Origin of the sequence: Mycolicibacterium setense (assembly GCF_000805385.1) — a bacterium.
GTDB lineage: Bacteria > Actinomycetota > Actinomycetes > Mycobacteriales > Mycobacteriaceae > Mycobacterium > Mycobacterium setense.
Genome location: NZ_JTJW01000003.1, coordinates 323,914 through 336,963, shown reverse-complemented (window position 1 = coordinate 336,963; position 13,050 = coordinate 323,914). Strand labels below are relative to the sequence as shown.

Sequence of the window (13,050 nt, the reverse complement as noted above, 5' to 3'; positions counted from 1 at the left end):
TGACGCGGTGCCGCTCACTTTGCCGGCGAGTAGTTCGGCCGGCCCAACCCCAGCGCCTGCTGCGCGATCATGTTGCGGAACACCTCAAGGGTTCCGCCGTAGATGCCGGTCGGCCCGGCCAACCGGAAGATGTACTCGGCGCCACCATCGTCGGCGGCCCCGGTTGTCCCGACCGGCAGCGCGCCTGCCGATCCGAGGATGTCCATGAGATCCGGGGAGACCTCGCGCATTGTCTGGGCGATGGCCACCCGCCCGTACATGCCCGGGCTGCTCAACGCGGCCTCCAGCCGGGCGATGCCACGGCCCAGTCGGTAGCGCGCTGCCGCGTCACCGGGAGCCACAGCCGCCACCCGGTCCACGGCTTCGGCCATCAAGTTGATGTGCTCGGTCATGGTGGCGAGCTTCTGCAGACCGCGGGTCTCGCGTTCGAACGTGCCGTGTTCGAGTTCGAGAGCCCCGCGCAGCACCGTCCAACCACCGTTCACCTCACCGATGCGGTACCGATCGCTGACCCGGACATCGCTGTAGTAGGTGATGTTCGTCCGGTCGCCGTCGACGGTGCGGATCGGCTGGATCTCGACCCCGGGGGAATCCAGCGGCACCAGGAACATGGTGAGGCTCTTGTGCTTGGGCGCGGCGGGATCGGTGTTGGTCAACAGGAACACATAGCGGGCGTTGTGCGCATTCGAGGTGAACATCTTGGAGCCGTTGACAACCCAGCTCGATCCATCCGCCTCCCGCACCGCGCGGGTCTTGCAGGTGGCGACGTCGGATCCGCCGTCGGGCTCGGTGAAGCCCAGGCACAGCCGCAGACTCCCGTCCAGGACGCCTGGCAGCACCTCATCGAGGAGCTCGGAAGAGGCGAACTTCTCCACCGTGTGGGCGACCATCGCCGTCGTTCCCCAGTGGAACCACGGGGTGTGGGCCCGGCCGATCTCCAGCTCCCAGATCCGGCGCCGGACGGCGCTGAATCCTCCGTCGGCCTCGGCCTGATAGTCCCCGGCCAGGTACCCGGCCTCCCCCAGGGCCAGATGCACTGTCTCGTCGAAGTTCTCGCCGGTCTGACGATCACGCTCGATCACCTCGTCGGTGACCACCCGGGCCAGGAACGCCCGCAGCTCATCACGGAAGGCGAGGTCCTCCTCGGAGAGCTCGACATGGGAGAAGTCCATCAGCACACCGTGACACTTGTGATGCCTTTTGTAAAGGCGCTCTCGCATCCGCGCAGCGGTTCCGCCCCATCGCGATCGGCCCTCGACACGGCAAACGAATTTCACTCACGATGGAGACCTCACAAAACTCGGCCGGGAAGCGTCTACAGGGTGTGAAAGCCAAACCGCCATTTGAGACCGTGGTCCGCGACCACGGCCCCACCGTCTTTCGGGTCTGCTGTGCGATCGTCGGCGCGGACGACGCCGATGATGCCTGGTCGGAGACGTTTCTGGCGGCGCTGAAGGCTTACCCCGACCTGCCCGACGGCACCAATTTCGAAGCCTGGCTGGTGACCGTCGCGCATCGCAAAGCCATCGACCTGACCCGGACCCGGACGCGCCAACCCATGCCGACCGACGTCGTCCCCGAAACACCAGGCCCCCGCAGCGGCGAGAGCTTCGGCGATCTGACCGCCGCGGTGCAACAGCTGCCGCACAAACAAAAGCACGCCGTGGCCTATCACTATCTGGCCGGCCTGCCCTACAGCGAAATCGCCGAAATCCTCGGCGGCAGCGCAGCGGCCGCACGCCGCGCCTCCAGCGACGGCATCGCCACGCTGCGACGCATCTACCTCAAAGGAGACACCCATGAATGACGACGGCATCGTCGGCGACCTGGTCCGGATCACCCAGCCCGCGAGCGGCAAGCTGGCCGAACTGCACGACCGCCTGGCGGCCGCAGCCCAGCGCGACGGCCTCCTCGACATCGCCTACCGCACCGTCGACAGCCCGGTCGGCCCACTGCTGCTGGCCGCCACCGAGCAGGGTTTGGTCCGCGTTGCCTACGCCCGCGAAGACCACGACAGCGTGCTGCAGCACCTCGCCGATGCGGTGAGCCCACGCATCCTGAACGCACCCGCCCGCCTCGACACCGCAGCCCGTGAACTCGACGAGTACTTCGCCCGGACGCGACGCAGCTTCGACCTGCCGCTGGACTGGCGGCTCGCCGCCGGATTCCGCGGCACGGTGCTGCATCACCTGCCTGAGATCGACTACGGACAGACCGCCAGCTACGCCGCGGTCGCGGCCCTGGCCGGCAGCCCGAAAGCGGTGCGCGCCGTGGGGACCGCGTGCGCGAAAAACCCACTGCCCGTGGTGGTTCCCTGCCACCGCGTGGTCCGCAGCGACGGCGCGATGGGCGGCTACCTCGGGGGCGCGGAAGCCAAGCGCCTGCTGCTCGACCTGGAGGCCGCGGCATGAACAGCACTACTTCCTGGCAGCGACGGGTGGACACGACCGACTGGAGCCGGGTCAGCGATGAACTCGACAATTCGGGATGCGCCCTGACGGGGCCGCTGCTGTCTCCGGCGGAGGCCGACGACATCGTGGCGCTGTATCCCGACGTGTCCCGGTTCCGCTCGACGATCGACATGGCCCGCTACCGATTCGGCGAGGGTCAGTACCGCTACTTCCGGCAGCCCTACCCGCCGGCCGTGACAGCGCTCAAGAAAGCGCTGTATCCACACCTGTTGCCGATCGCCCGCACATGGTGGGATCGGCTCGGCCGGGAAGCACCGTGGCCCGATGACTTCGATGACTGGTTGCAGATGTGCCATGCGGCCGGTCAGACCAAGACGACGGCGATCCTGCTGAAATACGGTGCCGGGGATTGGAATGCGTTGCACCGCGACCTTTACGGCGAGTTGATCTTCCCGCTCCAGGTGGTGATCAATCTGACCGACCCGGACGTCGACTACACCGGTGGCGAATTCCTGCTCTACGAGCAGCGGCCCCGCGCGCAATCGCGCGGTACCGCCACCGTCATCCCCCAGGGGCACGGGCTGGTGTTCACCACCCGCGACCGCCCGGCCAAGTCGGTACGGGGCTGGTCGGCGGCACCCATCCGGCACGGTGTCTCCACCGTCCGCTCCGGGACCCGGTTCACCCTGGGCCTGGTCTTCCATGACGCCGCGTGAAGCGCTATGTCCTGATCGGCGCCGACGGCCGGCCCCGTCACAGCACTATTCCGGGAACTATTGGGGGACACCGCCGTAGCAAGATATACGGCCGGCTCGACTGCCCCTCGGCGCTGCGCGCCATCGCCGCCGGCGGGTACCTCGGCCACCGGGTGTTCTTCGCCGATACGCAGACGGCCGCAGCGGCCGGCTACCGACCCTGCGCCGTCTGCCTACCCGATGCCTACCGGCAGTGGAAGAGGGCTAACCCGTAGGCACCGGCAGGGCCGCCGTGTCCTCGTCGTCCGCGCCCGGCGGACGCTTCGGCGCCGGCTTCCGAAAATGATTGTCCCCGCGGGGATAAACCACCTGCGGCCACCAGAACCACCGGCCCAAGAGGGTGGCGATCGACGGCATCAGCAGCGAGCGCACGATCAAGGTGTCCAGCAGCAGACCGATCGCGATCGTCGACCCCATCTGGGCCAGCACGACGAGGTCACTGCCCAGCATGGCCGCCATGGTCGCCGCGAACACCATGCCCGCCGACGTCACCACACCGCCGGTGCCACCCATCGAGCGGATGATGCCGGTCTTGAGGCCGGCGTGGATCTCCTCCTTGAACCGGGAGACCAGCAGCAGGTTGTAGTCCGATCCGACCGCCAACAGGATGATCACCGACATCAGCATCACCAGCCAGTGGACGTGGATACCGAACAGGTCCTGCCACAACAACACCGAGATGCCGAACGATGCCGCGATGGAACTCGCCGCGGTGCCGACGATCACGGCGGCGGCCACCATGCTGCGGGTGATGATCAGCATGATGATGAAGATCAGCGTCAAAGCCGATACCACCGCGATCATCAGGTCGTAGCGCGCGCCGTCGCTCATGTCCTTGTAGGTCGCCGCGACGCCGCCGAGATAGATCTTGGCGTCCGACAACGAGGACATCTTCAGGCCCTCCTGCGCGGCGGTGCGCTCGGCGTTGACCCGTGCGATGCCTTCCGGTGTGGCCGGATCGGTCTGATGGGTGATGAACATGCGTGCCGACTTCCCGTCGGGCGAGAGGAACATCTTCAGACCGCGCTCGAAATCGGGGTTGGTGAAAGCCTCCGGCGGCAGATAGAACAGGTCGTCGTTCTTGGCGTCGTCGAAGCTCTGCCCCATCGCCAGCGCCGTGTCGTTCATCGCCTGCATCTGGTCGATCAGGGCCTTCTGCGAGTTGTAGGAGGCCAGCGACAGGTCCCGGCTGGTTTTCATCGACGCGATGGTCTGCGGAAGCAGCGCAGTCAACTTCGGCGCCAGGTCCGCCAGTTGGTCGGTGTTGACCTGCACCGACGAGGTCTTGTCGGTCAGTTCGTCGATGCCGTCGAGGGCGTCGAAGACGGATCTCACCGCGGCACACATGGGTATGTCGAAGCAGTGCGGTTCCCAGTAGAAGTAATTGCGCATCGGCCGGAACTGGTCGTCGAAGTTGGCGATGTTGTCCCGCATCTTCTTGGTGACCTCGAGCAGCGCCTGCGACTTGGCCGCCGAGTCCTGCGTGAGCTGGGTCTGCTGCAGCGAGAGTCGATACTGCTCCTCCAAGATGGAGATCGAAACATTGGTCGCGTCAACCATTTTCAGCTGGTTTGCCAACTGCTCCCGCTGGAACGGCAGGTTCAGATTGCTGGTCTGCCCCTGGATGGCGGTCTGGAACGGAATCGAGCTGTGCTGGATCGGGATACCCAGCGGGCGGGTGATGCTCTGCACCATCGCGATGCCCTCGGTGCGCAACACGTTCTTGGCGACCCGGTCCAGCACCAGCATGTCGGCCGGATTGCGCATGTCGTGTGTAGATTCGACCATCAGAATGTCCGGATTCATCCGGGCCTGGGTGAAATGCCGGTCGGCAGACGCGAATCCGACGTTCACCGGCGCCTCGGTCGGCAGGTACCAACGGTCGTTGTAGGCGGGCTTATAGCCGGGCACGGCCACCACACCGATCAGCACCACAAACGCGCTGGCCACCAGGACCGGCGCCGGCCAACGGACCACCGTCGTGCCGACCTTGTACCAAAACCGGCCCTTCGCCGCCTTTTTCGGCTCGTACAGTCCGATCTTGGCGCCCAGATACAGGACGGCGGGCCCCATCGTGACCGCCGACGCAACCACCACGATCATCCCGATCGCCACGGGCGCGCCCATGGTACTGAAGTAGGGCAGCCGGGCGAAGCTCAGGCAATAGGTGGCCCCGGCGATCGTCAGGCCCGATCCGATGATGACCGGCGCGACGGACTTGAACGTGGCGTAGTAGGCGTCTTCTCGGTCCAGTCCCTGGCTGCGGTCCTCGCGGTAGCGGCCGAAGATGAAGATGCCGTAGTCAGTCGCGGCGGCGATGGCCAGCATCGTCAGGATGTTGCCCGCGAAGGTGGTCAGCCCGAACACGTCGTGGGTGGCCAGAACCGAGACCAATCCGCGCGACGACAGCAGCCCCACACCGGTTAACACCAACTGCACCAACGTGGTACGGATCGACCGGTAGACGATCAGCAGCATCACGGCGATCGCGATCAACGTGTACAGGGTGATAGTGGCCAAGCTCGCGTTGCCGATGACGTGCAGGTCGTCAGTCAGTGCGGCCGGACCGGCGACGTAGGCTTGCACGCCCGGCGGGGCCGGGGTTTCCTTGATGACCTCGCGGACCTTCTCCACGCCCTCGTTGGCAAGCGTCTGGCCCTGCTCGCCGGCCAGATTCAGCATCACGTAGGACGCTTTGCCATCGGCGCTCTGCGCGCCTGCCGCGGTGAGCGTGTCACCCCAGAAGTCTTGGATGTGCTGGATGTGCTCGGGATCCTCGCGCAGTTTGCGGATGATCTCGTCGTAGTACTTGTGTGCGTCAGGGCCCAGCGCTTGCTGCCCCTCCACGACGATCATCACTGTGCTGTTGGAGTCGAACTCGCCGAAGTTCGCGCCCATTCGCTTCATCGCGATCATCGACGGCGCGTCTTCGGGTGCCATCGGCGCCGAATGGAGTTCGCCGACCACCTCGAGTTGCGGTGCGATGACGTTCACGACGACGGCGAAGGCGATCCAGAACAACACAACCGGAATCGAGAGGATTCGCAGCGCGTGGGCGAAGTAGGGGCGGTGGCCCCGATCGTTCTTGGCGTGGGCGCCCGTGGAAGACGTCATGCGGACTTCACCAGGCAGTAGGTCTGGGGTTTGACCCCATCGGCTGATTGCTCCTCCCGAACGATGCCGTTCACCGTGACGCGGCAACCGATGTCGCTGCCGTCGCCGAGCGCCATGAGATTGGCGCTGACCGTCGGCAACGTGGTCGACAAGGTGACCGACCAGGGCAGCGCCGCGGTGACCTGGTGCACCTTCGCATCCGGGTCGAAATAGCTGATCTGGGCGGAGGCCCCCGGCGGTCCGTACACGTCGTAGACGAGGATCTTCGGATTGAACTGGACGATCTCGATGCCCGCACCCGCGTTCGCGTTGAGGTCTTCGGAACCGAACATCCGATGCAGGCGCGAGACCACCAGGCCCGACACCGCGAGCACGACCACCAGAACCAACGGAATCCAGGCATTCTTCATCAGCCGAGCACCCCGACCAGGACCCACCGATACCTCCCGACGATTACCCGAACCCGCCGATGGCGATGACACACCCCGGCGATCGGCGAATTAGTTCGAATAACTATGTACAGCTGGACGAACGTTACACCGGTCCACAACCCGCCGCAGCGGCACCCTATTTCCCTGTGAAGTTGCTGAAAGAACGCTTGGCGCACCAGCTTTGGTCGCACCGCTCGGTTGTGGTCGACACTTCCGCCCGTCGAGCCATTTGGCGTCGGCTATCTAGATCGGCTATTATTATTCATAGATATTCTATGCATTAGTCGGGAGGTGCACCTGCGTTGAGCAACGTGACAGAACCACTCCCCGACCAGCAGGACGCCACTCGGTTCGTCAACACGGTGCTGCCCTGCATCCAGCAGATCCGGGGGCGCGCGCGGCGGCTGACCACCAACTCGTATGACGCCGAAGACCTCTTACAGGACACACTGCTCAAGGCCTACAGCGGATTTCACACCTTCCAGCCGGACTCGAATGCACGGGCTTGGCTGTTCCGGATCATGTACAACAACTGGGTCAACATGTACCGCACGCGCCAGCGTGGGGTGTGCGAGCAACTGTGCGAAGACTTTACGGACTGGCAGTTGTCAGCCGAGGCGCGCCACACCTCCCTGGGCCTCCGATCGGCAGAGGTGGAGGCACTCGAAGCGATGCGCGACGACGAGATCGCCGATGCCCTTGCCGCCGTTCCCGCCGTCAACCGGGTGACGGTGTACCTCGCCGACGTGGAGGGCTACCCGTACCGCGAAATAGCCTCTCTCATGGGGACTCCGGTCGGCACCGTGATGTCGCGCCTTGCCCGTGGCCGAAAGCGCCTGCGGGAGTTGCTCAGTGATGTGGCAAAGGATCGAGGTCTCGTCCGTGCCCCAGCAGGCGGTCCGAATCCTCGACCGCGACTGACCGACCCCCAGCACGTACGCTAAGCCGCCGTACCGTTGCGCGACGGAGGTTCGAGATAGCCTCGGGCGACTGCCATTTCGACCAGCCGGGAACGCAGCGCGCGTCGCCCCCGATGCAACCGCGACATCACCGTTCCCGCCGGAATCTGCAAAATGTCGGCGATCTCCTTGTACCGGAATCCCGCAACGTCGGCGTAGTACACGACGACTCCCTGCGATTCCGGCAACGCCCGCATGGCCTGGCGCACGTCGTCGTCACCCATCGCCTCCAGCGCCGCCAGTTCCGCCGAGACCACGCCGAACGGGAAGCGCTGCGCCACTTCCGCGAGTTGTGCATCCGAGAGTTCGTCGGCGAAGACCTCCTGCGGGCGGCGCTGCGCCGTGCGATACGAATTGATCCAGGTGTTGGTCAGGATCCGGAACAACCACGCGCGGATGTTCGAGCCGTCCCGGTAGGTGTGAAAGCTGCTGTACGCCTTGACCATTGTCTCCTGAACGAGGTCTTCGGCGTCAGCCGTGTTGCGCGTGTAGCGGCGGGCGGCCGCAAAAAGCTGGTCCACCAACGGCAATGCATCGCGCTCGAACCGTTCGGCGGGACAGTCACTACCCAGCTGCATATCTGTGCTCATCGGCCCGGCCCCCGCTCCTGCCATTGCTCATCTCGCTAGCCTCAGACACTTCGCCACTCGAAGCTATCCGGCGACGCACGCGACTCCCAGGGGGATTACCCCCAGGTTCGGGGCGGTTTTCCACACCGCGCCTGGCACGCCGCACTGTCATGTAGGCAGCATGACACCTCAACCCAAGTTGAGGTCAAACGATTTTCCAGCGCCAATCACATTGCGCCTGTTGCCGTTCAGCAACTCGATATTGACTCCACGGCAGATCACGACAGCCCCGGCGGGCGCGACAGGCTCGTGTCCGCGACGACACTGCGCACGCTGTTCACGTCATGTACCCACACCGATCATCGGCAATACGCCAGGAAACCGGGGCACTTCCGCCTTAGGCTCATCGCTTATGAATCGAGTCGATCGCTTCTTCGAGATCTCGACCCGTGGCTCGACGGTCTCCTCCGAGATTCGCGGAGGCGTGGTCACGTTCATCGCGATGGCCTACATCATCGTGCTGAACCCGGTGGTGCTCTCGGGCTCCGCCGATGTCGACGGCAACAAGCTCGAGTTCGCACAGGTCTCTGCCACCACGTGTCTGGCCGCAGGCGTGATGACCATCCTGTTCGGAATCATCGCGCGGTTGCCGTTCGCATTCGCCGCAGGTCTGGGGATCAACTCGTTTCTGGCCACGACCGTGGTGGGCACGGTCACCTGGCCCGAGGCGATGGGCCTGGTGGTCATCGACGGCCTGATCATCGTCGCCCTCGCGGTCAGCGGGTTCCGCCGCATGGTGTTCGACGCGGTCCCGATGCAGCTCAAGCTGGCCATCACCGCGGGCATCGGATTGTTCATCCTCTTCATCGGCCTGGTCGACGCCGGATTCGTCGGCTCGACCGGCCTGCCGTCACCCCCGGTCGGTCTCGGCACGGGCGGCGTCGGCTCGATCAACACCGTGCCGACGGTGGTCTTCGTGTTCACCTTGTTGGTCACGGGCATCCTGGTGGCCCGCAAGGTCCGCGGCGGCATCCTGATCGGCCTGGTCACCGGCACCGTTGTGGCCGTGGTCGTCGAGGCGATCTGGCACCTCGGGTCGGCCCAGGAAAAGCACGGCGGGTGGGGCCTGTCGGTACCGACCCTGTCCGGTTCACCGTTCGCACTGCCCGATCTGTCCCTGGTCGGCGAGGTCAGCCTCGGCAGCTTCAGCCGGATCGGCGCGCTCGCCGCGATCATGCTGGTGTTCACGTTGGTGTTCGCCAACTTCTTCGACGCCATGGGCACCATGACCGGGCTGTCCCGGGAGGCCGGGCTGTCAGACTCCCAGGGCAACTTTCCCCGGCTGAAATCAGCGCTGATCGTCGAAGGCGCCGGCGCCGTGGTCGGCGGCTCCTCGTCGGCGTCGTCGAACACCGTCTTCATCGAATCCGGCGCCGGTATCGAGGAAGGTTCGCGCACCGGATTCGCCAATCTGATCACCGGTGCGCTGTTCTTGGCGGCGATGTTCGTGGCCCCGCTGGCCTCGATCGTGCCGACGGAAGTGGCGGCCGCGGCCCTGGTGATCGTCGGCGCCATGATGGTGTCGCAGCTGCGCCACATCGATCTGTCGGAGTTCTCGGTGGCCCTGCCCGTGGTGCTCACCGTGGCCACCATGGCGTTCAGCTATTCGATCGCCAACGGCATCGGTGTCGGCTTCGTGGCATGGGCGGTACTGCGGTCGGCGGCAGGCAAGGCCCGCGAGGTCAGCCCGCTGCTGTGGATCGTGGCCGCCGGCTTCATCTTGTACTTCGCCCGAGGCTGGATCGAGTCGCTCATCGGCATGTGAGGGCCGGTAGCCTTCTGGGTCATGGAGATGGTGGACCGCCGATGAGCCGCTTGCGCGAAGAGAGAAAGCAGCGATGAGCCGCTTGCGCGAAGAGAGACGACAGTGAGCGCCGGCCTTTTCGGTTTGCTCGACGACATCGCCGCGCTGGCACGGCTGGCGGCGGCCTCGATCGACGACATCGGCGCGGCGACCGGCAAGGCGACCGCCAAGGCCGCAGGCGTCGTGATCGACGACACCGCGGTGACACCACAGTATGTCCACGGCATCACCGCCGACCGCGAGTTGCCGGTCATCAAACGCATTGCGATCGGCTCGCTGCGCAACAAGCTCCTGTTCATCCTTCCCGCGGCGTTGCTGCTCAGCCAGTTCGCCCCGTTCTTGCTCACGCCGATCCTGATGGTCGGCGCGACCTACCTCTGTTTCGAGGGCGCCGAGAAGGTGTGGGGACGGTTCATGGGCCACGGCGGGCACGGGGCCGACGACCAGCCGACCACAGCGATCGGCGGCGACGCCGAGAAGTTCATGATCACCGGCGCGATCCGCACCGACTTCATCCTCTCGGCCGAGATCATGGTGATCGCCCTCAACGAGGTCGCCAATCAGACCTTCTGGCCGCGCCTGATCATCCTGGTGGTCGTCGCCCTGGTGATCACCGCCGCGGTCTACGGGGTGGTGGCCGGCATCGTCAAGATGGACGACATAGGGCTGCTGCTGGCCCAGCGCTCGTCAAAGGTGGCACAGACGATCGGCCGTGGCCTGGTCGCCGGGATGCCCAAGCTGCTGTCGGCACTGTCGACGATCGGCACGGTCGCGATGCTCTGGGTCGGTGGACACATCCTGCTGGTGGGCACCGACACCCTGGGCTGGCACACCCTCTACGGCCTGGTCCACCATGCCGAGGAGGCGGTGCACCACGCGGTGGGCGACGCGTTCGGCGGAGTGCTGGCCTGGCTGACCAACACCGCCGCGTCGGCCGTCATCGGGCTGGTGGTCGGCACCGTGGTGGTGGGGATCATGCACGTACTGCCGTTCGGCAAGAAAGACGAGCACGACGCCGCCGCGTGACGCCACGCCGTGCGCCGAGTTCCCTTGCGGGGGTTGGGCATTCGGGGAACGAGGAGCGCGCAGACCGAAAACTGGCGGGGCGCGGGAGCGCCCGGAGCGGGGATTCCGCCTGCGGCCGAAAAATGACCGGTGGAAATACTTTTTAGGTCAATGCGTTTCAGACGTGCCATACTGGACGCGGACGCGTTTCGTACGTCCGGTTTGAACAATGAGAGAAGCAAAAATATGGCACAGGGAACTGTGAAATGGTTCAACGGCGAAAAGGGCTTCGGCTTCATCGCCCCTGATGGCGGCGCCCCCGACGTCTTCGTCCACTACTCCGAGATCACCGGCGGTGGTTTCCGGTCGCTCGAAGAGAACCAGCGCGTCGAGTTCGAGATCACCCAGGGAGCCAAGGGCCCCCAGGCAGTAGGAGTTACTGCGGTCTAAACCGCTCTAAAACCTGAGAATGGGCTGGTACGGATTAATTTCCGGACCAGCCCATTTTGGTATTTCAGACAGTCGCTTCGGTCGGGTCCTGTAGACGCCCCAACCAGCGCGCAGATTCGAGTTGCGCAACGCGCAGCACGCGGTCTGCGGTCTCGTATGCAGAGGTGCGGCGCTCCGTCTCCTCCACCGGCATCGCAGCGGCGCGTCGCATCACGAGTGATCCGAGCGAGACCGACGTCCTGCACGGCACCACAAGCAATTTCACGGATTGCCGTCGGCCTGCCACCATCATCAGCCGCGGCCGGCTCAGCTTGGTCCCGGTCGGCCCACGCGTTCCCGTCACAATCGAGTCCAGGTCGAGCTGCCCCTGTGCGGCAGACCAGTTGACGCGGATATCAACCACTTCACCCAGTGCCGGATGCAGGACCTCGACGAGTTCGGGTAATTCGCTCGCCACCGACGCGGTGTGCGGCCACCAGGCACCGTCGATATCGGCGCCCAACTGCCGGGCGAGGGTGAGCCGGACAGGACTGGCCAGTCGCCGTGCGCCGGTGAGGCCGTTCACGACGACTGCGCATCTGCACGACGAGGCTGCGACGCGGACCGATCAGAGAAGATCAGCTCCGGAGTCGGCTCCGTCGAGCCCTCGACATCCGGCATCGGTTCTTGCTGTTCAGGGTGTGAAAAGAGTTCGGACGATTCCATGAGAGTGCCCTTGAGAGGTGCGGGACTACCGCACAGGTATTGGAAACCGAGCGATGGTTAATCCCCGGCTGACGGACCACTGATGCATCCGGCCTATCACAAACCTACACCCGATGAACACCGTCCTGACGTCGAGCACCTGCAAGCGGGTTGCGCGTCAGCCGCCGCGCACGGCAGGCAGGATCAACGTGTCGATGACTTCACGGATGAATTTCGCATCGACGCTCTGCCCGCTGATCACCCGCATGAGACACATTCCGGTCATCACATCGGCGATCAGGGACCAGTCCCGGTCGGGTGCCACCTCACCCCGAGCTGCGGCCTGTTGCAGGATCGCGGTCACCACGCGCCGTCCCTTGAGCAGCATCAGATCGTCGAGGGCCGAGGCGAGGTGGGGATCATGGGTCGCCTCGACGGCTGCCCGCAGCACCAGATCGTATGAAAAGTGCTCTTCGTCGTTGCGAACCGCGCGGCGCACGATCTCGTCGAAATCACCTTCGAGACTGCCGGTGTCGGGCGCGTCGTCGTCCATCAGGTCGGGCCGCCAGTACACGAGGGCATCGGTGATCAGAGCGGCCTTCGACGACCAGCGACGGTAGATCGCCGCCTTACCGACACCGGCTCGCGCGGCGATGTCGTTCATGTTGGTGTTGACATAGCCGTTCTCGGCCAACGCCTCCAAGGCAGCGTTGAGGATCGCCGGATCTCGCGATCGGTCCAGGCGACCGTCGGTGCGCCGACGCAGCTTTGACTCTGCGTCCGGCGGATCGTCGTGACCGCTGGTCAT

14 protein-coding genes are annotated in these 13,050 nt (G+C 65.1%); 8 read left to right on the top strand and 6 right to left on the bottom strand.

Annotation, left to right across the window (positions count from 1 at the left end):
* Window positions 1–14 precede the first annotated feature (14 nt).
* Entirely contained in the window at window positions 15–1,172 is a 1,158-nt protein-coding gene (locus QQ25_RS03095; protein WP_039377743.1) for an acyl-CoA dehydrogenase family protein, read from the bottom strand.
* 152 nt (window positions 1,173–1,324) lie between these two features.
* On the opposite strand from QQ25_RS03095, the gene QQ25_RS03090 reads away from it, so the two are divergent.
* From QQ25_RS03090 to QQ25_RS29995, 4 genes are read left to right on the top strand one after another with little or no spacing between them, the layout of a single operon-like run.
* Window positions 1,325–1,807: an RNA polymerase sigma factor gene (locus QQ25_RS03090; RefSeq protein ID WP_039377742.1), complete on the top strand. Its 483-nt coding sequence runs from the start codon at window positions 1,325–1,327 to the stop codon at window positions 1,805–1,807.
* Window positions 1,800–2,411, top strand: coding sequence for a methylated-DNA--[protein]-cysteine S-methyltransferase (locus QQ25_RS03085; RefSeq protein ID WP_039377072.1), 612 nt, complete (start codon window positions 1,800–1,802; stop codon window positions 2,409–2,411). Before QQ25_RS03090 ends, QQ25_RS03085 begins: the two co-directional genes overlap by 8 nt.
* Window positions 2,408–3,127, top strand: coding sequence for a 2OG-Fe(II) oxygenase (locus QQ25_RS03080; protein ID WP_039377071.1), 720 nt, complete (start codon window positions 2,408–2,410; stop codon window positions 3,125–3,127). The genes QQ25_RS03085 and QQ25_RS03080 overlap by 4 nt, the downstream gene beginning before the upstream one ends.
* Window positions 3,124–3,381 carry an Ada metal-binding domain-containing protein gene (locus QQ25_RS29995; protein WP_082017390.1) on the top strand — a complete coding sequence of 86 codons (258 nt, stop codon included), beginning with the start codon at window positions 3,124–3,126 and terminating at the stop codon, window positions 3,379–3,381. The genes QQ25_RS03080 and QQ25_RS29995 overlap by 4 nt, the downstream gene beginning before the upstream one ends.
* Here the strand turns inward: QQ25_RS29995 and QQ25_RS03075 are convergent.
* On the bottom strand, window positions 3,371–6,280 hold the full coding sequence (locus QQ25_RS03075; RefSeq protein WP_039377069.1) for an MMPL/RND family transporter: 2,910 nt from the start codon (window positions 6,278–6,280) through the stop codon (window positions 3,371–3,373). The genes QQ25_RS29995 and QQ25_RS03075 overlap by 11 nt on opposite strands.
* On the bottom strand, window positions 6,277–6,690 hold the full coding sequence (locus QQ25_RS03070) for an MmpS family transport accessory protein (RefSeq protein WP_039377067.1): 414 nt from the start codon (window positions 6,688–6,690) through the stop codon (window positions 6,277–6,279). Before QQ25_RS03070 ends, QQ25_RS03075 begins: the two co-directional genes overlap by 4 nt.
* 332 nt (window positions 6,691–7,022) lie before the next feature.
* Between QQ25_RS03070 and QQ25_RS03065 the strand changes: the two genes are divergently transcribed.
* Window positions 7,023–7,655 carry a sigma-70 family RNA polymerase sigma factor gene (locus tag QQ25_RS03065; RefSeq protein WP_052235585.1) on the top strand — a complete coding sequence of 211 codons (633 nt, stop codon included), beginning with the start codon at window positions 7,023–7,025 and terminating at the stop codon, window positions 7,653–7,655.
* On the opposite strand, the gene QQ25_RS03060 is transcribed toward QQ25_RS03065, so the two are convergent.
* Entirely contained in the window at window positions 7,652–8,260 is a 609-nt protein-coding gene (locus QQ25_RS03060; protein WP_052235647.1) for a sigma-70 family RNA polymerase sigma factor, read from the bottom strand. The two genes, QQ25_RS03065 and QQ25_RS03060, sit on opposite strands and share 4 nt — an antisense overlap.
* Before the next feature lie 391 nt (window positions 8,261–8,651).
* On the opposite strand from QQ25_RS03060, the gene QQ25_RS03055 reads away from it, so the two are divergent.
* The 3 genes from QQ25_RS03055 to QQ25_RS03045 all read left to right on the top strand — a co-directional run bounded on the left by QQ25_RS03055 (window position 8,652) and on the right by QQ25_RS03045 (window position 11,558).
* Window positions 8,652–10,064: an NCS2 family permease gene (locus QQ25_RS03055; protein ID WP_039377062.1), complete on the top strand. Its 1,413-nt coding sequence runs from the start codon at window positions 8,652–8,654 to the stop codon at window positions 10,062–10,064.
* Between the two features lie 102 nt (window positions 10,065–10,166).
* A complete protein-coding gene (locus QQ25_RS03050) occupies window positions 10,167–11,129 on the top strand; it encodes a DUF808 domain-containing protein (protein WP_039377059.1) in 963 nt (320 codons plus the stop codon).
* Window positions 11,130–11,354: 225 nt separating this feature from the next.
* The gene (locus tag QQ25_RS03045) at window positions 11,355–11,558 is read left to right on the top strand and encodes a cold-shock protein (RefSeq protein ID WP_029106149.1); all 204 of its coding nucleotides are present in this window, start codon (window positions 11,355–11,357) and stop codon (window positions 11,556–11,558) included.
* Window positions 11,559–11,622: 64 nt separating this feature from the next.
* Here the strand turns inward: QQ25_RS03045 and QQ25_RS03040 are convergent, their stop codons facing one another.
* Both QQ25_RS03040 and QQ25_RS03035 read right to left on the bottom strand, forming a co-directional pair.
* Complete coding sequence (locus QQ25_RS03040; protein ID WP_039313228.1) at window positions 11,623–12,123, bottom strand: DUF5994 family protein; 501 nt, start codon at window positions 12,121–12,123, stop codon at window positions 11,623–11,625.
* 297 nt (window positions 12,124–12,420) lie between these two features.
* On the bottom strand, window positions 12,421–13,050 hold the full coding sequence (locus QQ25_RS03035) for a TetR/AcrR family transcriptional regulator (protein ID WP_039313226.1): 630 nt from the start codon (window positions 13,048–13,050) through the stop codon (window positions 12,421–12,423).